Annotated in this window: 20 protein-coding genes; 15 read left to right on the top strand and 5 right to left on the bottom strand. The window is 65.7% G+C overall.

The genetic code is table 11. From position 1 onward, the window contains the following. Genes VCS63_RS15520 through VCS63_RS15505 form a run of 4 tightly spaced genes read left to right on the top strand, consistent with a single transcriptional unit; the run spans window position 1 to window position 3,905 of the window. Window positions 1-684, top strand: a complete 684-nt coding sequence (locus VCS63_RS15520) for a TetR/AcrR family transcriptional regulator (RefSeq protein ID WP_323880269.1) — start codon at window positions 1-3, stop codon at window positions 682-684. After that, entirely contained in the window at window positions 677-1,732 is a 1,056-nt protein-coding gene (locus VCS63_RS15515; RefSeq protein WP_082900614.1) for a hypothetical protein, read from the top strand. Before VCS63_RS15520 ends, VCS63_RS15515 begins: the two co-directional genes overlap by 8 nt. A 24-nt stretch (window positions 1,733-1,756) precedes the next feature. Next, window positions 1,757-2,899, top strand: a complete 1,143-nt coding sequence (locus tag VCS63_RS15510; protein WP_042793757.1) for a CaiB/BaiF CoA transferase family protein — start codon at window positions 1,757-1,759, stop codon at window positions 2,897-2,899. A 40-nt stretch (window positions 2,900-2,939) separates the two neighbouring features. Further along, entirely contained in the window at window positions 2,940-3,905 is a 966-nt protein-coding gene (locus VCS63_RS15505; RefSeq protein WP_175200998.1) for a Bug family tripartite tricarboxylate transporter substrate binding protein, read from the top strand. Window positions 3,906-3,934: 29 nt separating this feature from the next. On the opposite strand, the gene VCS63_RS15500 is transcribed toward VCS63_RS15505, so the two are convergent. After that, a complete protein-coding gene (locus tag VCS63_RS15500; RefSeq protein ID WP_042793755.1) occupies window positions 3,935-4,816 on the bottom strand; it encodes a hypothetical protein in 882 nt (293 codons plus the stop codon). Between the two features lie 463 nt (window positions 4,817-5,279). Beyond that, the gene (locus VCS63_RS15495; RefSeq protein WP_042793754.1) at window positions 5,280-6,266 is read right to left on the bottom strand and encodes a Bug family tripartite tricarboxylate transporter substrate binding protein; all 987 of its coding nucleotides are present in this window, start codon (window positions 6,264-6,266) and stop codon (window positions 5,280-5,282) included. Window positions 6,267-6,819: 553 nt separating this feature from the next. Here VCS63_RS15495 and VCS63_RS15490 point away from each other — a divergent pair. From VCS63_RS15490 to VCS63_RS15445, 10 genes are all read left to right on the top strand, one after another. Beyond that, complete coding sequence (locus VCS63_RS15490) at window positions 6,820-9,735, top strand: monovalent cation/H+ antiporter subunit A (RefSeq protein ID WP_063640118.1); 2,916 nt, start codon at window positions 6,820-6,822, stop codon at window positions 9,733-9,735. Then, on the top strand, window positions 9,735-10,079 hold the full coding sequence (locus VCS63_RS15485) for a Na+/H+ antiporter subunit C (RefSeq protein ID WP_013394081.1): 345 nt from the start codon (window positions 9,735-9,737) through the stop codon (window positions 10,077-10,079). Before VCS63_RS15490 ends, VCS63_RS15485 begins: the two co-directional genes overlap by 1 nt. Beyond that, window positions 10,076-11,707, top strand: a complete 1,632-nt coding sequence (locus VCS63_RS15480) for a monovalent cation/H+ antiporter subunit D (protein ID WP_323880265.1) — start codon at window positions 10,076-10,078, stop codon at window positions 11,705-11,707. The genes VCS63_RS15485 and VCS63_RS15480 overlap by 4 nt, the downstream gene beginning before the upstream one ends. Further along, window positions 11,707-12,189: a Na+/H+ antiporter subunit E gene (locus VCS63_RS15475; protein ID WP_042793752.1), complete on the top strand. Its 483-nt coding sequence runs from the start codon at window positions 11,707-11,709 to the stop codon at window positions 12,187-12,189. The genes VCS63_RS15480 and VCS63_RS15475 overlap by 1 nt, the downstream gene beginning before the upstream one ends. Continuing rightward, the gene (locus tag VCS63_RS15470) at window positions 12,186-12,467 is read left to right on the top strand and encodes a K+/H+ antiporter subunit F (protein WP_042793751.1); all 282 of its coding nucleotides are present in this window, start codon (window positions 12,186-12,188) and stop codon (window positions 12,465-12,467) included. The genes VCS63_RS15475 and VCS63_RS15470 overlap by 4 nt, the downstream gene beginning before the upstream one ends. Continuing rightward, the gene (gene mnhG / locus VCS63_RS15465) at window positions 12,464-12,805 is read left to right on the top strand and encodes a monovalent cation/H(+) antiporter subunit G (RefSeq protein ID WP_042793750.1); all 342 of its coding nucleotides are present in this window, start codon (window positions 12,464-12,466) and stop codon (window positions 12,803-12,805) included. Before VCS63_RS15470 ends, mnhG begins: the two co-directional genes overlap by 4 nt. A gap of 128 nt (window positions 12,806-12,933) precedes the next feature. Further along, window positions 12,934-13,416, top strand: a complete 483-nt coding sequence (locus tag VCS63_RS15460; protein WP_082884542.1) for a hypothetical protein — start codon at window positions 12,934-12,936, stop codon at window positions 13,414-13,416. 126 nt (window positions 13,417-13,542) lie between these two features. Beyond that, the gene (locus VCS63_RS15455) at window positions 13,543-14,391 is read left to right on the top strand and encodes an HAD family hydrolase (protein WP_042793748.1); all 849 of its coding nucleotides are present in this window, start codon (window positions 13,543-13,545) and stop codon (window positions 14,389-14,391) included. A 10-nt stretch (window positions 14,392-14,401) separates the two neighbouring features. Next, window positions 14,402-14,893: a tRNA adenosine(34) deaminase TadA gene (tadA, locus tag VCS63_RS15450; RefSeq protein ID WP_063640119.1), complete on the top strand. Its 492-nt coding sequence runs from the start codon at window positions 14,402-14,404 to the stop codon at window positions 14,891-14,893. Beyond that, window positions 14,890-15,912 carry an LD-carboxypeptidase gene (locus VCS63_RS15445; RefSeq protein ID WP_323880262.1) on the top strand — a complete coding sequence of 341 codons (1,023 nt, stop codon included), beginning with the start codon at window positions 14,890-14,892 and terminating at the stop codon, window positions 15,910-15,912. Before tadA ends, VCS63_RS15445 begins: the two co-directional genes overlap by 4 nt. Before the next feature lie 50 nt (window positions 15,913-15,962). Here the strand turns inward: VCS63_RS15445 and VCS63_RS15440 are convergent, their stop codons facing one another. The 3 genes from VCS63_RS15440 to VCS63_RS15430 are packed head-to-tail and all read right to left on the bottom strand — an operon-like array spanning window position 15,963 to window position 19,503. Beyond that, window positions 15,963-17,531, bottom strand: a complete 1,569-nt coding sequence (locus tag VCS63_RS15440; RefSeq protein ID WP_108913175.1) for a M48 family metalloprotease — start codon at window positions 17,529-17,531, stop codon at window positions 15,963-15,965. 7 nt (window positions 17,532-17,538) lie between these two features. After that, window positions 17,539-17,895 carry a hypothetical protein gene (locus VCS63_RS15435; RefSeq protein ID WP_063640122.1) on the bottom strand — a complete coding sequence of 119 codons (357 nt, stop codon included), beginning with the start codon at window positions 17,893-17,895 and terminating at the stop codon, window positions 17,539-17,541. A 6-nt stretch (window positions 17,896-17,901) separates the two neighbouring features. Next, window positions 17,902-19,503 carry a CHASE2 domain-containing protein gene (locus VCS63_RS15430; protein ID WP_323880260.1) on the bottom strand — a complete coding sequence of 534 codons (1,602 nt, stop codon included), beginning with the start codon at window positions 19,501-19,503 and terminating at the stop codon, window positions 17,902-17,904. Window positions 19,504-19,714: 211 nt separating this feature from the next. Here VCS63_RS15430 and VCS63_RS15425 point away from each other — a divergent pair, with 211 nt between their 5' ends. Further along, the gene (locus VCS63_RS15425) at window positions 19,715-21,319 is read left to right on the top strand and encodes an ABC-F family ATPase (protein ID WP_042793743.1); all 1,605 of its coding nucleotides are present in this window, start codon (window positions 19,715-19,717) and stop codon (window positions 21,317-21,319) included. Window positions 21,320-21,421 lie beyond the last annotated feature (102 nt).

Raw genomic sequence — 21,421 nt, 5'->3', positions numbered from 1 at the left:
ATGAAAACCAAGACTGTTATTCCTTACGACGAGATGCCGCTGCGGCAAGTGGAGTTGCTGGACGCCGCCGCGCAGGCCTTCACCGAAATGGGATTCGCGGCGACCACGATCGATTCGGTCGCCGACCTGATCGGGGTCACCAAAGGCAGCGTCTATTACTACTACCGCAGCAAGACCGACCTGTTCTTCGCCGTGCACCGGCGCGCCATGCAATTGAACCTGGACACGGTGACGCCGCTGGCCGAGGACGCTGCCGCCTCGCCGCCCCAGCGGCTATGGAACATGGCCCATGCCCACACGCATCTGATGATGGCGCATCTGCCATACCAGCGCGTCACGGTGCAGGGCGTCGAACTGCACCTGGCCGGACGCACCACGGCGGGCCAGCGCGCCGAACTGGAAGAACTGGTGCGGCAGCGCGACCGCTATGAGTCGCTGTTCCGCAGCGTGATCGAGGCAGGCGTGGCGGCGGGCGACTTCCGGCCAGGCCCCGCGGCCTTGCAGGTCAAGCCGCTGCTGGGCGCCTTGAACTGGACCACCATGTGGTACCGCCCCAGGGCCGGGGAATCCGAGACGGATCGTGAAGCCATTGCGCGCGACATCGCGGATTTCGCGGTCGCTTCCATGCAATCCCTGCTGCCCGGTTCCGTGGCGGCGCCCAGCGGAGTGAATCGCCATGCATGACATGCAATCCGAGGAGCGCGGCTGGCGCGCGGTTTCCGAGTGGTACCACGCTTTTTTCACGGGCATCGTCCTGTCCGCCGTGACCCGCCGCGGCACGGCGCGCGCGGCGGAACTGGTCTACGAGATCTTTTGCCGCCAGCGCAACGAACGCTTTGTGGCGGGCCTGAAGAAGCTGGGCATCTCGCATCTGCCGCCCGCCGTCGCGGCGGCGCAGTACCACTACCTGTCCAATCATATCGGCGGCGTGGCGGTGCAGTACATGTATGAGTCCGACCGCAAGGCCTGGATACGCTACTCCGCGCCGCGCTGGATCTGGTCCGGCACCGCGCTGTGCGCGATACCGTCGGAAGTGTCGCGCGCCATGCTGGCGGGCTGGCATGCGCAGAACGGCGTGTCGCTCAACAATCCGCGGCTGGGCTTCGTGTGCACCAAGCAGGCCGTCGACGGCCAATCGGGCCTGGAAGGCTACTACTACGAATACGACCGCGACCTGCAGCCGCACGAGCGCCTGCGCTTTAGTCGCAACGAGGACGCGCCCGATTTCGATGCCGCTGCCGCGCCCACGCTGCCCACCGCGGATTGGCCCGCCACGCGCCTGGCCAAGGCCAGCCGCAACTACGCCATGGAATACGTGCGCAGCGCCTTACCCGTGGCCGTGAATCTGTGGGGCCCCGAGGAAGCGGGCGGCCTGCTGCACCTGACCGCAAGAATGATAGGCATGCAGTTCTATCACGAGACCGCAGGCGCGCTGGGCGTGGCGCAGGACGGCTCGGCGCTGCAATTCGGGCGCTTCATGGTGGCGCTGGCGCAAGCGCAGGGCGACCCGTGCGAGTTGAGCGAGACGCCGCAAGGCGTGCGCGTGACGCAAAAGGGCTGGAACCTGATGGACGGCGTGGCCGACGCGCACCCTTGCTTGGCGCGAGCCTGGAACGGCTTGCTGGAAGGCGCGCTGGATGCGCACAACCACCGGCTCGCGTTGCAAATGACCACGCAGGCGGGCGGGCAGGGCAGGGAATTCAGTTGGCTGATTGCCCGCGCCTCGGCCTGAGCGGGAATCGAATAGGAGACAGATATGCATAGCAGCGATGCGGGCGGCGCGCTCGCCGGCCTGCGCGTCATCGATGCGTCGCGCGTCTTGGCTGGGCCGTTCTGCGGCCAGATGCTGGGCGACCACGGCGCCGACGTGATTAAGATCGAGTCGCCGGAGGGCGACGAATGCCGCGGCTTCGGCCCGCCGTTCGTGGATGGCAGCTCGGCCTATTTCCGCGCCGTGAACCGCAATAAGCGCAGCATGGTGCTGGACCTGAACAGCGAGGCCGGACGCGAGACGTTCTGGCAATTGCTCGAAACCGCCGACGTGCTGATCGAGAACTTCAAGGCCAGCACGCTGCGCAGCTGGGGCGTGGCCGACCCGGCCGCCATCACCGAGCGCTTTCCGCGGCTGGTCCATTGCCGCATCACGGGTTTCGGCGATGATGGCCCGCTGGGCGAACTGCCGGGCTACGACGCTGCGGTGCAATCCATGGCCGGCCTGCTCAGTATCAACGGCGAGGCGGGCGGCGAGCCCTTGAGGCTGGGCGTGCCAGTGGTCGACCTGACCACCGGCATGAATGCCGCGATCGCCGTGCTGCTGGCGTTGCAGGCGCGGCACCGCACCGGGCGCGGCCAGATGGCCGACGTATGCCTCTACGATTCCGCCGTGTCGGTGGCGCATCCGTTCCTGGCCAACTACCTGGCGTCGGGCAATACGCCGCGCCCCAGCGGCAACGGGCATCCCAATATCGTGCCCTACAACGTCTACCAGACCCGGACGTGCCCCTTGTTCATCGCGGTCGCCAATGACCGCCTGTTCGCCAAGCTGTGCGCGCAGCTGGGCCTGGCCGAGATGGCGCAGGACGAACGCTACAAGTCCAATGGGCAGCGCGTGATCAACCGCGAGGCCGTGGACGCGGCGCTGGCCCAGGCGTTCGCGCAGCTGGATGGCGAGGCGTTCGGCAAGCAGTTGCTGGCGCAGAACGTGCCCGCGGCGCCGATCCTGGACATGGCATCGGTGGCCGCGGCCGCCCATACCGAGCATCGCCAGATGGTGGTCCGGCGCGACGACTATCACGGTCCGGGCATACCGATAAAGCTGTCCGGCACGCCCGCGGCGATACGCCGGGGCCCGCCGCGCTTGGGTGAAATGAACACCGCTACAGCGCCGTCAGAGCGCTAGGGCAAACCAGGCAGTACCCATAAAACCAGGAGACAACACCATGAAAACGATTCGATTCGCGCTATTGGCGTGCGCAGTGCTGGGCCTGTCCGCGCAAGGCGCGGCGCAGGCAGAGACCTATCCCGGCGACAAGCCCATCAAGATCGTCGCGGCCTTTTCGCCGGGAAGCGCCACCGACACCAGCGCCCGCATCATCGCGGAAGAACTGCGCAAGGACCTGAACGCCAATGTGATCGTCGAGAACAAGCCGGGCGCCCAAGGTCTGATAGGCACCGAGTACGCGGTGCGTTCGCCGGGCGACGGCTACACCCTGACGATCTCCAGCAGTTCGCTGAATTCCATCAATCCGGGGCTGTTCAAGAAGCTGCCCTACGATGCGCAGAAGGACTTCAGCCACGTGTCCCGCTTGACCACCATGCCCATGCTGCTGCTGGTGCGCGCGGACGGACCCTACAAGGACCTGGCCTCGTTCGTGAAGCAGGCCGCCTCCCGTTCCTTGAACTACGGCTACGGCTCGCCCGGAGGGCAGGTCGGCGCGGCCGCCTTCAACCGGATCGCCGGTGTGCGCGCGGAAGGCGTGCCGTACAAGAGCCAGCCGCCGGCGCTGACGGACCTGGCGGGCGGGCAGGTCGATTACGTGATGGCGGACCTGTCTGTGGCGACGCCATTGTTGCGTGGCGGCAAGCTGCGCGCGCTGGCCATCAGCACCGAAAGCCGGCTGCCGGACTTGCCGGACGTGCCGACCTTCGCCGAGACCGGCTACCAGGACTTCGACCTGGTGGTATGGGTGGGCCTTGCCGGACCCGCAGGCATTCCGCAACCGATCCTGGAGCGTTTGAACAAGGCGGTGAACGACGCGCTCGCGCGTCCCGAGGTGCAGCAGAAGTTCGCCGCCCTGGGCATGACCGCAGCCCCGAATTCGCAGGCGCAGCAGCAGGCTTTCGTGCAGGCGCAACTGGGAACTTGGGGCCGCCGCATGCAGGAAGCGAACATCAAGCCGGAGTAGGCGGCGTTCCGGTCGCGCCGCAGCGAACGCTACGCGTAGGCCGCGCTGTCCTGGCCGTCCCAGTGTCCGCTGACCAACTGTTGGGGCCGGCTCTGCGCCACCACCCGGGCGCAGGCGGACCAGGCGTCCAGGCGGACGCTCAGGCCGGCGTAGATGCCGTGGCCGGCGCCAGCCTCGATCACGCCTTCGGCTTGCACGCCTTCGCCAGCGCGGATCGAGCCCTCGGCGCGGATGTCCACGCCGGCGATCAGGCCCCAACCGGAGGCGAGGTGGTCGCCGCAGTGGATGGAGCCGCCGGCCTGGATGCCGCAGGCCGCGTCAATTTCCTTTTCGGCGCGCACGTCGCCGCCGGCTTTGATGCCCTGGCCGCACTTGATGGCGCCTTGCGTCTGCACATCTTGTCCGGCATGCAAGTGGCCGGTGACTGCCAGGTCCTGCCCGGCGCAGATGTCCCATTTGGCGCGCACGTTGCCGCTGCAATCCAGGCGCGTGGCCGTCTCGATGCCCCAGTCGGCGGTGACGTCGCCGCCCGCGCGCAGGTTGCCGCCGCTGGCGATGTTGGCGCCGGCGGTGATGTTCTCGCCGGCCTGGATGGTTTCGCCGGCCCGGATGCCGCCGCCCGTGACGATGCTGCGCCCGGCGCGCACCACGCTGTCCACGTTGATGCCCATGCGCACTTCGAGCGTGCCGGCAAAGACGATCGCGTTGGCGTCGACGGAATCCAGCCGCAGCACGGCGTCGGTGGGACCGAACTGGTCCAGCAGCCAGCAGGCGTCGCTGACGCGTCCGTCGGCGACCAAGGCGTCAAGCACGGCTTGGTAGTCTCCCTGGCCGTTGTGGTCGCGAATGAACCATTTGTAGCCGCCCGCGCAGGGGTTCTTGGCTTTGACGAAGTTCTTGGTGAGTTGCATGGCGCTTGGAATAGGTCGGTGCGTGGCCTGGCGGCAAGCCTGCGACGGCGTGCGACAGAGGGACGAGACGGATAGCCCGGCCACGCGGCAGGGCGTCCGCCGGCCGGCAGCAAGGCTGCGCAATGCGCGGATGTGCGCAGGCAGCCGGCGGCGGGCCGGTACAAGAATCAGAAAGGGGAAAAGCGGGCGATTAGCCGGGCTTGGATCGCGCGTAGGCGGAGCGCGCGGCGACTTCCTGCGAGCTCAACAGGGTCGAGCGCAGGGCGCAAAGCGCACAGGCGGCGCAGGGAGGGGAGAAAAGATGGGATCGCACGGTCGCACATGCTACCACCGGGGCGATAGCAGTCAAGCGGGGGCCTCGGAATGGCGGCGGCGCAGGACGGTGATGAAAAAAACCGGCCTGGGAAACAGGCCGGCTTTGGGGGCGGGCGCCGGGCTGGGCCGGCGCGCGGTCGATGGGCGGTCAGTTTGTCGACTGGATGTTGCGTTCCTTGGCGATGCGCTGGCGCAGTTCCAGCTCGCGCTTGATCTGGGCGGCATACTCGGCGGGCGTGTTGCCGTCCACCAGCGAGCCGCCGTCGGCCAGGCGTTGAACGATCTTCGGATCCTTGAGCGCCTTGACGGTGGCGTCATGGATGCGGTCGATCACCGCCTGCGGCGTGCCCGCGGGCGCGACCAGGCCGTACCAGGCCATGTTGTCCATTTCCGGCAGGCCGCCTTCGGAGAAGGTGGGGACGTCCGGCAGCGCGGGCAGGCGCTTGGGCGCGGCCACGGCCAGGGCGCGCAGCTTGCCGGCCTGGATGTGGGGCATGGAGGAGGGCAGGTTGTCGAACTGGGCGTTGACCTGGCCGGCGATCACGTCGTTGAGCGCCGGGCCCGAGCCGCGGTAGGGCACGTGCACCATGTCGGTCTTGGTCAGCGATTTGAACAGTTCGCCGTCCAGGTGGCCGATGCCGCCCGCGCCCGAGGACGCGTAGGCGTACTTGCCGGGGTTGGCCTTCAGCAGGGCGATGAATTCGGCCAGGTTCTTGGCCGGCACCGCCGGGTTGACCGTCAGCACGTTGGGGACGTTCACCATATTGGTGATGGGGGAGAAGTCCTTGAGCGGGTCGTACGGGTTCTTGGGATTGGTGGCCGGGTTGGTGGCCATGGTGCTGACGGTGGCCACGCCCAGGGTGTAGCCGTCGGGCGTGGAGCGGGCCAGAGCATCGGCGCCGATCGAGCCGCCGCCGCCGCCACGGTTCTCGACGACGACGGCCTGGCCGAGTTCTCGGCCCAGGCCTTCGGCGACGATGCGCGCCACGATGTCGGTCGTGCCGCCGGCCGCGAAGGGGACGATAAGGCGGATGGGCTTGTTGGGATAGGGGTCGGCGGCCTGCGCGGCGGTGCTAAGGCAGACGCCCGCGATTGCGGCGGCCAGGATGGCCTTTGCTTGGGACAGCACGGTCAAGAGTCTTCTCCATATTATTGAATTTCCGACCCGGCCGGCTTCTTGGGCCGGCGTCGGTGAAGCCTGTCCGGCCGGGATGCTGGCGCGGTCGATGCTTCATGGGCGCCATTCCACACAGTAAATATTCGGTGGTCAACCCGGAGAGACCCCGGGTTGCCCAGGGTTATTTTTTTGTGGCGTTGTTGTCGGAAGAAGCATGGAGTAGACGAAAAAATCCAATGCTGACAAAGACATGAATGGCTTCTGGAATATTTCAATTGCGCAAGGATTGCGCATCTATCTTGTCGTCATCCACGTGGTAAACACATAAATCTCTGCATAACTTACAAGAATCTGATATTTTTCGTATGAGATTCTTGGCCGGTCTTGCAAGAAAGCTATTGCGTTTGTTTCTGTCTGCGCCGTTCAATGGCGTTGGTTGATGTCCCCCGCGGGGCAACGTGTAGTGCAGCGACGCACCGGGCCAGGGTTCCGTCCGTTTTTCAATCCCCGGTCTGTTCGTCTTTCGCTGCCTTGCGCTGGCGGGAGGGGGCCCGGACACTCTCGGAACGCCATGTCGCTGATCCTGATCCTCGCTCTGCCGTTTGCCGGCAGCCTGTGCGCCGCGCTGCTGCCATCCAACGCCCGCAATGCCGAGGCGTGGTTGGCAGGCCTCATCGCCCTGGTCTGTGTGGTTCTGGTCGCCAGCCTCTATCCCGAAGTCGCCAATGGCGGAGTGGTCCGCTTCGACATGCCCTGGGCGCCCGCCCTGGGCCTGCAGTTCACCCTGCGCATGGACGGCTACGCCTGGCTGTTCGCCCTGATCGTGTCCGCCATGGGCGCGCTGGTGGTGCTGTACGCCCGCTACTACATGTCGCCGGAGGATCCGGTCCCGCGCTTTTTTTCTTTTTTCCAGGCCTTCATGGCCGCCATGCTGGGCGTGGTGCTATCGGGCAACCTGATCCAACTGGTCATGTTCTGGGAAATGACCAGCCTGGCGTCCTTCATGCTGATCGCCTATTGGCACCACCGCCTGGACGCCCGCCGTGGCGCGCGCATGGCGCTGACGGTCACGGGCGGGGGCGGGCTGTGCCTGCTGGCCGGCGTGCTCATCCTCGGCCATATTGTTGGCAGCTACGACATGGACCGCGTGCTGGCCGCGGGCGACCTGGTGCGCGCCGATCCCTGGTATCCGGCCGTGCTGATCCTGGTGGCGCTGGGCGCATTGACCAAGAGCGCGCAGTTTCCCTTCCATTTCTGGCTGCCCAACGCCATGGCCGCGCCCACGCCGGTGTCGGCTTACCTGCATTCGGCCACGATGGTGAAAGCAGGTGTGTTCCTGCTGGCGCGCTTCTGGCCAGTGCTCGCCGGCACGGACGAGTGGTTCTGGATCATCGGCGGGGCAGGCTTGATCACACTGGTGCTAGGAGCCTATGCCGCGATCTTCCAGCAGGACATGAAGGGCGTGCTGGCGTATTCCACCATCAGCCACCTGGGACTGATTACGCTGTTGCTGGGCCTGAATAGCCCGCTGGCGCTGGTCGCGGCCATTTTCCACATGATCAACCACGCCACGTTCAAGGCCTCCTTGTTCATGGCGGCCGGCATCGTGGACCACGAGACCGGCACGCGCGACCTGAGCCGGTTGTCGGGGCTGTACAAGGCGATGCCCATCACCGCTACGCTGGCGATGGTGGCGGCCGCATCCATGGCCGGCGTGCCGCTGCTCAACGGCTTCCTGTCCAAGGAAATGTTCTTTGCCGAGACGACTTTCGTCAGCGGTGATCGCCTTACCGAGATCGGCCTGCCGCTGCTGGCGACGATCGCCGGGGCGTTCAGCGTGGCCTATTCGCTGCGTTTCATCCTGCAGGTGTTCTTCGGCCCGCCAGCGACCGACCTGCCTCGCGCGCCGCATGAGCCGCCGCGCTGGATGCTGTTTCCCAGCGCGCTGCTCGTCGCCATCTGTCTGCTGGTGGGCGTGGTGCCCGGCCTGACGGTCGGTCCCTTCCTCGCGACCGCAGCCCAGAGCATTCTGGGCCAGGACATGCCCGAGTACAGCCTGGCCGTCTGGCACGGGCTGAACCTGCCGCTGGTCATGAGCCTGGTCGCCACCATGGCCGGCATCCTGCTGTATCTGGCCTTGCGCGCGCACCAGCGCGCCAAGCCGGGCAGGGTGCCGTTCATCTACCGGCTGGATGGCCGCCGCACTTTCGAAGCGCTGCTGGACGGCTCCAGTGTTGCCGCCGCCTGGCTGCTGCGCTGGCTCGCGTCTTCGCGTTTGCAAGTGCAGATGCTGCTGATCGTGCTGGGGACGCTGTTCGTGGCTTGGCTGCCGCTGCGTGCGGGCGGCTGGCTCGAAGGCACCGGCCGCATGACTCCGATAGATCCGGCGTTCGCCTTGCTGTGGCTGGTGGGGGCGGGTTGTGCGCTGGCCGCGGCCTACCAGGCGAAGTACCACCGCCTGGCATCGCTGGCGCTGGCCGGGGGGGCGGGGCTGATCACCTGCCTGACCTTCGTCTGGTTCTCGGCACCCGACCTGGCGTTGACCCAGCTGTCGGTCGAGGTGGTGACGCTGGTGCTGTTGCTGCTGGGCCTGCGCTGGCTGCCGCGTCGCATCGCGCAGGATGAGGACGAAAGCCTGAAGGTCACGCTGCGCGCGCGTGGTCGCCGCCTGCGCGACCTGCTGATGGCTGGCGCCGCCGGCACGGGCATGGCCGCGCTGGCCTACGCAGTGCTGGTGCGCCCGCAAGGCGACACCATTTCCTCGTATTTCGTGGACCGCGCGCTGCCCGATGGCGGCGGCACCAATGTCGTGAACGTCATCCTGGTAGATTTCCGCGGCTTCGATACATTCGGCGAGATTACGGTATTGGGTATCGTGGCCCTGACGGTCTATGCGCTGCTGCGCCGCTTCCGTCCGGCCGCGGAGAGCGCGGACCTGCCGCGCCAGCAGATCGACCAGGACGGGGGCGTGCCCGCCGCGCCGGACATCAAGTCGCTGGTGCCTGCCGGTTCGATGATGGTGCCCACCGTGCTGGTGCGCCTGCTGCTGCCCACCGCGGCCTTGATCTCCGTGTATTTCCTGCTGCGCGGCCACAACCAACCTGGCGGCGGTTTCGTGGGCGGGCTGATATTTGCCACCGCGGTCATCCTGCAATACATGGTCGGCGGGGTCTACTGGGTGGAGTCGCGCAGCCGCCTCAACCCGCAGAACTGGATCGGCATCGGCCTGCTTTTCGCGGGCTCCGCCGCGGTGACCGCGTGGCTGGCCTACAAGCCTTTCCTGGCGGCGCTGTCGTGGGACATCGCGCTGCCGCTGGTCGGCCATGTGCATCTGTCCAGCGTGCTGCTCTTCGACCTGGGTGTCTACATGCTGGTCGTGGGATCGACCGTGCTGGTGCTGGTGGCGCTGGCTCACCAATCGCTGCGCGCGCAACGCAAGGCCGCCGCCGAAATCCAGGCGGCCGCCGCACAAACAGGGGAAGCCTGATGGAATTGATATACGCCATCGCTATCGGTGTCTTGGCGGGCTCGGGCGTCTGGCTGCTGCTGCGGCCCCGGACGTTCCAGTTCATCATGGGCCTGTCACTGGTTTCCTACGCGGTAAACCTGTTCATTTTCGGCATGGGCCGGCTGACCTCGGGGCGTCCGCCCGTTGTGGATCCCGCGGTGGCTCATGATCCTTCCTGGTATGCGGATCCGCTGCCGCAGGCGCTGGTGCTGACGGCCATCGTGATCGGCTTCGCCACCACCGCGTTGTTCCTGGTTGTGCTGCTGGCCTCGCGTGGCCTCACGGGTACCGACCACGTTGATGGACGGGAGTCCCAATCTTGAGTTTCTGGCTGCAACACCTACCTGTCTTGCCCATCGTCACGCCGCTGGCAGCCGGCGCGGCGATGCTCCTGCTGGCTGATACCCGCCGCTACACCCGTGGCGCCATTGCGCTAGCCTCGACCCTGGGCCAACTGGCCGCCGCCATCGCCTTGCTGGTGGTGGCAGGCGGCGGGGTGCCGGGCGTCTGGCCCGACGGGGTAGGGGTCTATCTCGTGGGCGACTGGCCCGCGCCATTCGGCATCGTGCTGGTGGTCGACCGCCTGGCTGCGGTGATGTTGACCCTGACCGCGACACTCGGCCTGGCAACACTCATTTATGCGCTGGCGCGCTGGGATCGCTCCGGCGTCCATTTCTATTCGCTGTTCCAGTTCCTGCTGATGGGCCTGAACGGCGCGTTCCTCACGGGCGATCTGTTCAACCTCTTTGTCTTCTTCGAAGTCCTGCTGGCGGCATCGTATGGGTTGCTGCTGCATGGTTCCGGCGTGGCGCGCGTCAGCGCCGGCCTGCAGTACATCGCCGTCAACCTGGTGGCCTCCTTCCTGTTGCTGATCAGCATTGCGCTGATCTATGGCGTGACCGGCACGCTGAACATGGCGGACCTGGCGGTGCGCGCCGGACAGTTGACGGGCGCGGAGCGCATGCTGTTCGAGGCAGGCGCGGCCATCCTGGGCGTGGCCTTCCTGGTGAAGGCGGGCGCCTGGCCGTTGAACTTCTGGCTGGTCAAGGGTTACGGCTCGGCCGGCGCGCCGATTGCAGCCATGTTCTCCATCATGACCAAGGTGGGCATCTATGCGCTACTGCGCATCGGCTCATTGCTGCTGCCCACGGGCGCGCCGGCGGCGTTCAGCCTGGACTGGATGTTCGCGGCCGGACTGGCCACGCTGCTGTTTGGCGGCTTGGGCCTGCTGGCGACCCAGCAGCTGGAAAAAATGGTGGGTTATTGCGTGATCGTGTCTGCGGGCACGCTTCTGACGGCACTGGGCATGCCGGGCGTGACGCTGACCGGTCCGGCGCTGTTCTACCTGATCAGTTCGGTGCTGACGACCGGCGCGTTCTTCCTGCTGGCCGAGTTGATCGAGCGGACTCGCAGCTTTGGCGCCAACGTGCTGGCCGTGACCCTGGACGCGTTTGACCTGGACGATCCAGCCTCGGTCAACCGGTCCGACGACGTGGTTGGCGTAGCCATTCCCGCGGCCATGGCATTCCTGGGCCTGGCCTTTATTTCCTGCGCCTTGCTGGTGACAGGCCTGCCGCCCCTGTCGGGCTTTGTCGCGAAGCTGTCGCTGCTGTCCGCCGCGGTATCGGCTGCCAACGAGTCGGTCGTGCCGATGGATGCCTGGATTCTGGTGGCCGCCGTGCTGCTTTCCGGGTTTGCCGGCCTTATCGGGCTGGGTCGTACCGGCATCCGGGTGTTCTGGGCCAGCGATGATCGCAGCACGCCGCGCCTGCGTCTGATCGAAGCTGGGCCGGTCGCGGTGCTGTTGCTGCTTTGCGTGGGGCTGGCGGCCGGCGCGGGGCCCGTCTCGGCCTACCTGGACGATGCGGCCCGCTCGCTGGACCAGCCCAAGTCCTATATCGACGCCGTCATGTCCGCGCAGACCGTGCGCGGCCTCAAGGGAGGAAGCTGATGCGCCGCCTCTACTTCCTGTTCTTGCCCGTCTACCTGTTTGTCCTCTGGCTGGTGCTCAACGAGAGCGCCTCCGCCGGACAGGTTGCGCTGGGCATCGCGCTGGCGCTCTGGTTCACCTGGGCGGCCTCCCGCCTGCGTCCGCTGCGCGCGCGGCCGCGCCGGCTGTGGAAGGCCGTGCCGCTGTTCCTGCACGTGACGGCCGACATCATCAAATCCAATATCGCCGTGGCGCGGCTGATCCTGAATCCGCGCCGCAATGATTTTTCGCCAGGGTTCATCATGATCCCGCTGACCATGCGCGACCCGCACGGCCTGGCGATGCTGGCATGCATCGTCACGTACACGCCGGGCACCGTCTGGGTGGACCTGACCGACGACCATCGCCTCAAGCTGCACGTGCTCGACCTGCAGAACGAAGGCGACTGGGTCAAGCTGGTTCAGGAACGCTACGAGCGCCCGCTGATGGAGATTTTCGAATGAACAACATACTTTTCTGGGCCGCGTCCTTCGCCTTGCTCTGCTTTGCGCTGGGCATGGTCTTCGCCGCCATCCGGCTGCTGCGCGGTCCCACCGCCCAGGACCGCGTGCTGGCTCTCGATACGCTTTACATCAACGGCATGCTGACCATGCTGGTGTTCGGCATCCGCTCCGGCACGTCCGTGTATTTCGATATTGCGCTGCTGATCGCATTGTTCGGCTTTGTCGGCTCGACCGCGATGGCGCGTTTCCTGCTGCGCGGCGAGGTGATCGAGCCATGATCGACGCACAGATCCCGCTGTGGGCGGGCATACCCGCCAGCATCCTGCTGGTGCTTGGCGGCCTGCTGGCGCTCACCGGCTCGGCCGGCTTGCTGCGTTTTCGCACCTTCTATGCGCGCATCCATGCGCCCACCCTGGGCAACACCATGGGTTGCGGCTGCGTGCTGGGAGCTTCGATCCTGGTGTTTTCGGCGCTGTCGGCCCGGCCGGTGTTTCACGAAGTCATTATCACTCTGCTGCTGATCGTGTCGTCGCCCGTGACCGCCATGCTGCTGATGCGCGCCGCCACCTACCGCAATCGCTTGAGCAAGACTGACGCGGACCGCGATGCCAGCTGAACCACGGTGCGCATGTTGCGCCGCGTCAATTGAAACGTCGGCTTACGATTTCAAGTCGCTGGACATGTAGCGGAAGCGTCATCGTGGGATAGTAGGGGGACGGTTCAATCAACTTCAAGGAGCTGGCCATGACTACACGACCCATGCACACCAAACGCCTCGCGGCAACGCTTTGCGCTGCAGGCCTGATGCTGGCTGCGGGAGCGGTCCACGCGGCAGATGCGACCGGCCGCGGCTCAGCTCAGTCCCAGTACCAGCAGGACATCGCCGCCTGCAAGAGCGGCGCCACTGGCCAGGATCCGGCCGCCTGCATGCGCGAGGCGGGCGCGGCGCGCCAGGAATCGGGGCGCAACAACCTCAGGGACGGCAGCACCGATCAGCTTCAGCAGAACATGCTTGACCGCTGCAACCGCCTGCCCGCCGCATCGCGCCAGGATTGCGTCACGCAGATGACCTCGCCCACCAACGTGCGCGGCAGCGTGCAGGGCGGGGGTGTGCTGCGCGAAACGGTGATCCAGGTACCGGCTGACAGCGTGCCTCCCGCGGCTGGTGCGCCTGGCATGGCACCCGCGCCCGCGTCGACGCCCATGACCGCGCCGGTCCGTCAGTAAAGCAGTCAGTAAAGAAAAGCAATCTTCCGGGCAGGGGGCGAGAACTTCGCCTTCGGCCCCCAAGGGGCGCAACCGCCGCCACATTCAGGCAAAATGGCGGCTGTCGCCCCTTTTTCACGCACATACATGTCCGACGTCATTGCCCTGATTTTCGACTTCGACGACACGCTGGCCTCGGACAGCACGTCCGGTTTCCTGGAAAGCATAGGCGTGGACACGGCGTCCTTCTGGAAGGATCAGGTCGATCCCCTGTTGTCGCAACAGGATTGGGACCCCGTGCCCGCCTACCTGTACCAGATGATCCAGCTCTCGCAGTCGGGCAAGCATGGCTTGATCACCCAGCAGCGTCTGAAGGACTGGGGCGCCCGCCTTGAGCTGCACGACGGAGTGCCCACGCTGTTCCAGCGGTTGCGCGCGGCCGTGCGGGCCGAACAGCCGCAGGTGCAGCTGGAGTTCTACCTGATTTCCAGCGGCATAGGCGATGTCGTGCGTTCCACGCCCATCGCGCATGAGTTCACCGAGATCTGGGCTTCCGAATTCATTTACGGCGAGGACGGAGGCATTGCCTTTCCGCGCCGTATCGTCAGCTTTACGGACAAGACCCGCTACCTGTTCCACATCCAGAAAGGCATCATCGGCCGGGACTTTCGCAACAAGCCGTTCGAAGTCAACCGCAAGGTGCCCGAAGACCGTCTCCGCGTTCCCTTCGACCAGATGGTGTTCGTCGGCGACGGCTACACCGATATCCCTTGTTTTTCGCTGATCCGCCGCGCCGGCGGATTCGCCTTTGGCGTCTGGGATCCCAAGCATCGCGACAAGCGCAGCCGGGCCTGGGGCTTCATCGAGGAGGGCCGGGTGTCGAACCTCAACCAGGCCCGCTACGACGAGCAGGCCGAGCTCTACCAATGGCTGGAAGAGGCCGTGACCAGCCTGGCTGGCCGCATCGCGCTGAAGTCCCGGGTGTACCGTGGTTGAAGCCTTGCCCATGGCCGCGGTTCAGCCCTGGACCGCGCAAGATGTCAGCTTCATGGAACGGGCCCTGGAACAAGCCCGGGCGGCCTACGACATCGGCGAGGTTCCTGTAGGCGCGCTGGTGGTGTCGGCCCAGGGCGACATCCTGGGGCGCGGCTTTAACCGCACCATCATCGACCACGACCCCACCGCGCACGCCGAGATCGTTGCCTTGCGCAGCGCCGCGCGCGCGCTTGAAAACTACCGCCTGCCAGGTATCACCGTGTACGTCACGCTGGAGCCCTGCGTCATGTGCATCGGCGCCATGCTGCACGCGCGGCTCGCACGCGTGGTGTTCGGCGCCTACGATCCCAAGACCGGCGCCTGCGGCAGCGTGCTGGACATCGGGTCGGTCCCCAAACTCAATCATCACACCTCAGTCACTGGCGGCGTGCTGGCCGAACCTTGCGGCGACCTGCTGCGCCGGTTCTTCCGCGAACGCCGCAGCAAGGAATCCGCAGCATGAGCAAATCCCAAGGCGCCAAGCCGCGCGGCGCGAAAGCCGCCGTCCACGATCACGACCACGATCATCACGACCACGAATGCGACGAGGACTGCGGCCATGATCACAGCCACGCCCACGTGCTGCCGGATGCGCGCGGCATCTACCTGATCTCGCCGTCTTCCGCGGTGCGCGATCCGGCCACGGTGGATCTGGCACGCGAACGGCTGCAGCAGCAGGGTTTCAAGACCGCACTGGACCGCACGGCGCTCGCGCAACACCAGCGTTTCGCCGGCACCGACGCCCAGCGCCTGGCCAGCCTGACGCGGGCCGCCAAGCAGAAGCTGCCCATTGTGATGGTGACGCGCGGCGGCTACGGCATGGGGCGACTGTTGCCGTCCATCGACTGGAAGGCCATGGCCGACAGCGGCAAGCGTTTCGTGGGCATGAGCGACTTCACCGCCTTCAACCTGGGCCTGTTGGCGCAGACCGGCGCGGTCAGCTATACCGGGGCCACGGCAATCTACGACTTTGGCGGCAAGAAGGTCGATGACCTGACCGAGGCCCTGTTTGGCGAAATCATGCGCGGCGAGCTGGAAATCCTCAGCTTCGAGACCCAGGACGCCGATGCGGTGGACTGCCGCGGCATCCTATGGGGCGGCAATCTCGCCATGCTGACGTCTTTGCTCGGCACTCCCTACATGCCCAAGGTGCGCGGCGGCATCCTGTTCCTGGAAGACGTAGCAGAGCATCCCTATCGCGTCGAACGCATGCTGATCCAGCTGGCGCAGGCCGGTATCCTGGGCAAGCAAAAGGCGATCGTGCTGGGGCGCTTCTCGGACTATAAGCTGGCCACGCACGACAACGGCTACGACCTCCACGAAGTGGTGGCCTGGCTGCGCAAGACGGTCAAGGTGCCCGTCGTGACGGGCTTGCCCTATGGCCACGTCGCGACCAAGGCCACGTTGCCGATCGGGCAAAAAGTGGGTATCGCCACGGAAAAGGGCATGGCGCACCTGGTGCTCGACGAGCACACGCACTAAGGCGACAGGGCGGCGGGGCTTCCGCCCGCGCCGCCCTATGACTCGCGGATCTATTTGAACAGTTTGTCGACCAGCGACTGCGCCTTCTGTTCGCTGCGTCGTTTTGCCTCGGCCTGCTCGGCGGGGGATTCGGCCGCCTTGCGGCATTCCGAGGCATAGCTTGCAAAGCGCGAGGCGCATTCCTGCGCCAGCTTGCGCGCCTGCTCCCAGCCCTGGGTCTGGCCATAAAAGCGTATGGCTTCCGGCCACGCCAGCGCCGAACTCCGGAAGTACTCGAAGCCCTGGGCCATCACCTTGGTGGCTGGGCCAGACTGACCGGCGCCCAGCAGGTTGTTGGCCCGCAGCACATACACCTGCCAGGCACGATCGTTCGCGGACGCCAGATTGCGGTCCAACGGGGAGGAACCGCGTGCGCCCGACTCTGCCTGCGCCATGCTCAAGGTAAGCAGCGGCAGCGCATGGGTGGCGCTGGGTCCGGACGCGGCCTGGGCGGCGAGTTTGCGCGCCCGCGGGTAGTCCTGGGCCTGCAAGGCTTGCTGGGCCTCGCCCGCAGTCTTGTAGTTTTTCAGCAGCGCAGCGCTGCGGCGTTGCGAGCGGGCCTTGTTCCAGGGCGCGGTCGCGGCCGGCGGTCGCGGCTTGCCCGCCATCAAAGGCATGACTTGCTCGGTCAGCGAAGCCAGGCGCGCACCGGTGTCGGGGTGACTGACGGTGAGTTTCTTCCAGATGTCGTCCAGGCCATTGCGCAAGCCTACGCTGGCGCCGGCGACTCCGGAATTCAGCGACGCCTGCAATTCGGTCAACGGGGCAATGTTGTTGCCCTTGGCGGCTTCCTGCTTGCGCGTGTTGTCGGCCGCGGCCTGTTTGATCTGTTCGAGCATGCGCTGGCGCGCTTCGGCCTGGATCTTGGCGTTTTCGGCTTCCCAGGTGGCTTGACGCTCGAGGAACGCCTTGAACCCCTGCGTGTACGAGTAGCCGAGCGCCAGGCTGACGGTGGCGCCGAAGCGGTCGGCGTTTTCTTCCTGCTGGCGGCCCCACGCGGGTACCAGTACATTCTTGCCCAGCGTGTATGAGGCGATGACGCTGTCCACGGGGCTCCAGCCTGTGGCGCTGCCGGCCTTGCGGGCCAGCGCTACGCCCACCGCCGCCAGCGTCGCCACCTGGTCGGTCGCGGTATTGACCGACTCCATCTGGTGGTAATCCAGGTACACGTGGCCGAATTCATGCGAAAGAATGGCGACGATCTCGTCTTCGGACTCTGCGGAGGAGAGCCAGCCCATGGACAGATAGATATTGCCCGCGCCGGTGCTATAGGCTTCCAGCGCCGAAGACGAGGTCACATGGACCGCGCCCGGCCACTCGGGAACGCCCGCGGCGCTTTTGATCTTGGCGAGCAGGCCATTGAGGTAGTCCTCCATTTCCGGCATCGCGACCAGGCCCATGCCTTGCGCGCGCTGATTGCGCGCGTCCTGGCTGGCGTCGGGCCATTGGCGGTCGGTGGGGGGAGGTGGTAGTTGCCCGGTCGTTACCGAAAAACCCTTGCCTCCGGGGAGGGTGGAGCAGGCGCTAAGCAACAGGGCGGCGGACACGGCGGCCGTGCGCAGGAGATGGACGGATTTCATCGGTAGCTCAGCGGCAGACGTTCTCGCCCGCGCCTGCGGTCGAACCCGTGGGCGGCGGCACGCCCTTGATGACGGTCCCGCACTGCGCGGCGGAGCCCCGCGCGACGCGCACGTGCATGCTGTCGACCCAGTAATCCTTTCCGTCGACGTTCACGCGGTAGAACTCGCTGGCCTCTTCCAGGACGGGCCACGGCATGCCCTGGCCTTCGGACCGAATCGCGGGCGTACCGCCGTCGGGCTTGGCATACAGTGGCAATGGCTTGATGTTGAGGCCGACGATGGCGTCGGCCGCGGCGGCGCCGGCGCTGGCCAGCGTTAGCGTGGCCGCGGCCAGCGCGATGAGCAGGGAGGAGGGCTTATGCATGCGTTTCTACTCCTGTTGTGAGCGGGAGGCAGGCGATTCCCGCGGAGGTGTCGGAGATGCGGGCGCAGGACCGGCATCCGGTTTGCCAAAAAGAAATGCCGTGGCGCGGTTGGTCCAGCCGAGCCAGTGGGCGGCCAGGGCCATGATGGCCAGGTCGACGATGGGCAGCGTGCCTACGTTCAGCCAGCGCTGCGCAAGCAGCACGATGTACAGCACGATCAATGAAGACAGGACGATGGCCGCGGCCTTGCGCAACAGCAGAAGCGCCGCGATGCACAACTTGGAACCTAGCCAGCGTGCCAGCCACAAGCGGGCGGCACGGTCACGCAGCAGGGCGGACAGCCGGGCGGTCTTGGTTTTCCAACCGCCTTCGGCGTCCGCGCTTGGGGGCAGCGGCAGGGAAGGAGCGTCCGAAAAGAGCCGCCAGTCCGAGGGCGGGGAGAGCAGGCGGTCGCCCCATCTGGTATTGCCGCGCAACCATTGCGCCAGCCAGTGCAGGAAATGGGCCAGCATGACAACGGGAATCCCGAGCAGCCAAAGGACGTTGGGCGGCCAGATTTCCCATTCGAGGGCGCGCTTGTAGTCGTTCTGGTAGGTCAACAGGTTGTCCAGTGCCATGGCATGCATGAACACACCGGGGATCGAGTCATGTACCGGCGACAGCACCGTATCGTTGAAGCCGCTCAGGGCGGCGCCGATCATGACGTAGCGGCCGGTGAGCATGTCGGCAAGGCGGGTGCTGTCGGCATCCGGGGCGCGCAGTTCGGACAGTGTGAGCGCCCGGGTGTATGGGCAGATGGGTTGCGCGGCGTCAGGGTCGCCCAACAGGGAGCGAAGATAGGACGGCAGCATTTCCATGTAGCCGCCGCGGGCCTGCCGGCACTCCATGCTGAATCGGCGTTGATCGAGGTTGTCGACGCCCCAGGTCAAGGCCATGGCTTCGTCGGTGCGCGCGATCGATACACCGGCCGCATCCTGGGCGATTGCAAGCGCCGCGCTGCGCGCGTGTTCTCCGGTCCAGAGCGGATAGCTCCATACCAGCCGGTCGACCTTGCTGGGGGTGTAGCGCACATCGACCATGGTGAAGCAGGGCGCTTCCCCGGCTGGCGATTCCAGGCCGGAACGCAGGCGCAGATCCCCCACAATTTCGGGCAGCGCGGCCAGGAATACGGGAATGTCGGCATCGCGCAGTTCGCAAAGGGCGGCGGTCAGCTCCGGCAGTGTCGGATCGTCGCGCTCGCGGCCAAAGGTAATGTCCAGGAAGATGGCCTTGGGCTTATGGATCAGGCCAATATTGCGCAGCCAGCGCGCGTGCGTCCTGTAGGGCACCGGCCAGGCACCTTTCTGCTGGTCCAGTGAATCGTCGTCGATCAGGACGACGGTGGTGTCATTGCGATGGGCGATGTCGTAGTGGCCGCCGACGAGGCGGGCCTGGAGTCGGGCCGCGGCGTAGGTCAGCAGGTCGGAGCTGGGCGTGAGCCTGGGCGTGGCCCACAGCATCACGATCGCCACGATGGCCGCCACGATCAGGGAGCGGCCGTAGGAAAGCTCGACTTTTTCGGAGGAATGGTTCGCGTCTGCCACGAAGCGGGGGATAGTGGATTGCAACCGCCTTGCCGGCTTGGCGGACAGAGGCGCTGAGTAGCCGCAATAGTACCCCAATTAATACAAATATTTACGTTCTGACATTAAATGCCATTTCGTATTTCCAGATGCTTCAGTCGCCATTGGGCCTCGATTGGATGGGAAACATGGATGCTTGGTACACTATCGGGTTTCTCCGCATGCGTCCCCGGACGCCCAAAGACTCAAACATACCGTGATCTCCACTGCCAATCTCACCATCCAGTTCGGCCCGAAACCCCTTTTCGAGAACGTCAGCGTCAAGTTCGGGGAAGGCAACCGCTACGGGCTGATCGGGGCCAACGGTTCCGGCAAGTCGACTTTCATGAAGATCATCGGCGGCGACCTGGAGCCCTCCGCGGGCAACGTGTCGCTGGAGCCGGGCGTGCGCCTGGGCAAACTGCGCCAGGACCAATTCGCATTCGAGGACAAGCGCGTGCTGGACGTGGTCATGATGGGCCATACCGAGATGTGGGCCGCCATGTCCGAGCGCGACGCCATCTACGCGAACCCGGAAGCGACCGAAGACGACTACATGCGCGCGGCCGACCTGGAAGCCAAGTTCGCCGAGTACGACGGCTACACCGCCGAGGCGCGGGCCGGCGAACTGCTGCTGGGCCTGGAAATCGCGGTCGACCAGCACAACCTGCCCATGCGCGAAGTGGCGCCGGGCTGGAAGCTGCGCGTGCTGCTGGCGCAAGCCCTGTTCTCGAATCCTGACGTGCTGTTGCTGGACGAACCGACCAACAACCTGGACATCAACACCATCCGCTGGCTGGAAAATGTGCTCAACAGCTACCAGAGCACGATGATCATCATCAGCCACGACCGTCACTTCCTGAACCAGGTGTGCACGCACATGGCGGACGTGGATTACGGTGAGATCCGTATCTACCCGGGCAACTACGACGACTACATGCTGGCCTCCACCCAGGCGCGTGAACGCCTGGTCGCCAACAACGCCAAAGCCAAGGAACGCGTCGCCGAACTGCAGGACTTCGTGCGCCGCTTTGCCGCCAACAAGTCCAAGTCTCGCCAGGCCACCTCGCGCCTGAAGCAGATCGACCGCATCAAGGCCGACCAGGTCGTGGTCAAGCCCTCGTCGCGCCAGAACCCGTACATCCGCTTCGAGCAAAACAAGGTCATGCACCGCCTGGCGGTCACCGTCGAGAACCTGTCCAAGGCCTACGACGCGCCCGTCATCCGCAAATTCTCGGCCATGGTCGACGCCGGCGAGAAAATCGCCATCATCGGCGCCAATGGTGTGGGTAAGACGACGTTGTTGCGCCTGCTGGCCACCGACCTGCAACCGGATTCGGGCGAAGTGAAATGGTCCGAAAACGCCGACCTGGGCTACATGGCCCAGGACGTGTCGGACCAGTTCCTGCAGACCGACATCAATCTGCTGGACTGGATGGGCGAGCATCGCCAGCCGGGCGATGACGATCAATCCATCCGCTCGGTGCTGGGCCGCCTGCTGTTCTCGGCGGACGACCTGCCCAAGGCGCCCAAGGTGCTGTCCGGCGGCGAAAAGAACCGCATGACCTTCGGCCGCCTGATGCTGGGCCGGCACAACGTCATGCTGCTCGACGAGCCCACCAACCACCTGGACATGGAATCGATCGAATCGCTGCAGTTCGCGCTGGAAAAGTACGAAGGCACGCTGGTGTTCGTATCGCACGACCGCGAGTTCGTGTCCGGCCTGGCCACGCGCGTGATCGAGATCCTGCCTTCGGGCGAGATCGTCGACTACCGCGGCGGCTATGAAGACTACCTGACCTCGCGCGGCATCGACGGCTGAGGCTGCCCGGTTCCCAAGAACGGCGCACCCATGGGTGCGCCTTTTTTTGGCGCGTTGCCGCGGGCAGGCGGCCGCGTTCAGCCCACTGCAATCTTGCCGCGC

The organism is Achromobacter sp. D10, assembly GCF_035282245.1.
Lineage (GTDB): Bacteria > Pseudomonadota > Gammaproteobacteria > Burkholderiales > Burkholderiaceae_B > Achromobacter > Achromobacter insolitus.
Note: the sequence above shows the minus strand (reverse complement) of the source record. Positions and strands in the feature narration are given on the sequence as shown.

Bases quoted from the DNA above. Each gene is read 5' to 3' on its own strand.
- VCS63_RS15445 (WP_323880262.1), top strand. From the start codon at position 14,890: ATGAGCAAATCCCAAGGCGCCAAGCCGCGCGGCGCGAAAGCCGCCGTC.
- VCS63_RS15490 (WP_063640118.1), top strand. From the start codon at position 6,820: ATGTCGCTGATCCTGATCCTCGCTCTGCCGTTTGCCGGCAGCCTGTGC.
- VCS63_RS15475 (WP_042793752.1), top strand. From the start codon at position 11,707: ATGCGCCGCCTCTACTTCCTGTTCTTGCCCGTCTACCTGTTTGTCCTC.
- VCS63_RS15470 (WP_042793751.1), top strand. From the start codon at position 12,186: ATGAACAACATACTTTTCTGGGCCGCGTCCTTCGCCTTGCTCTGCTTT.
- VCS63_RS15500 (WP_042793755.1), bottom strand. From the start codon at position 4,816: ATGCAACTCACCAAGAACTTCGTCAAAGCCAAGAACCCCTGCGCGGGC.
- VCS63_RS15485 (WP_013394081.1), top strand. From the start codon at position 9,735: ATGGAATTGATATACGCCATCGCTATCGGTGTCTTGGCGGGCTCGGGC.
- VCS63_RS15460 (WP_082884542.1), top strand. From the start codon at position 12,934: ATGACTACACGACCCATGCACACCAAACGCCTCGCGGCAACGCTTTGC.
- VCS63_RS15435 (WP_063640122.1), bottom strand. From the start codon at position 17,895: ATGCATAAGCCCTCCTCCCTGCTCATCGCGCTGGCCGCGGCCACGCTA.
- tadA (WP_063640119.1), top strand. From the start codon at position 14,402: ATGGCCGCGGTTCAGCCCTGGACCGCGCAAGATGTCAGCTTCATGGAA.
- VCS63_RS15520 (WP_323880269.1), top strand. From the start codon at position 1: ATGAAAACCAAGACTGTTATTCCTTACGACGAGATGCCGCTGCGGCAA.
- VCS63_RS15505 (WP_175200998.1), top strand. From the start codon at position 2,940: ATGAAAACGATTCGATTCGCGCTATTGGCGTGCGCAGTGCTGGGCCTG.
- mnhG (WP_042793750.1), top strand. From the start codon at position 12,464: ATGATCGACGCACAGATCCCGCTGTGGGCGGGCATACCCGCCAGCATC.
- VCS63_RS15515 (WP_082900614.1), top strand. From the start codon at position 677: ATGCATGACATGCAATCCGAGGAGCGCGGCTGGCGCGCGGTTTCCGAG.
- VCS63_RS15455 (WP_042793748.1), top strand. From the start codon at position 13,543: ATGTCCGACGTCATTGCCCTGATTTTCGACTTCGACGACACGCTGGCC.
- VCS63_RS15440 (WP_108913175.1), bottom strand. From the start codon at position 17,531: ATGAAATCCGTCCATCTCCTGCGCACGGCCGCCGTGTCCGCCGCCCTG.
- VCS63_RS15510 (WP_042793757.1), top strand. From the start codon at position 1,757: ATGCATAGCAGCGATGCGGGCGGCGCGCTCGCCGGCCTGCGCGTCATC.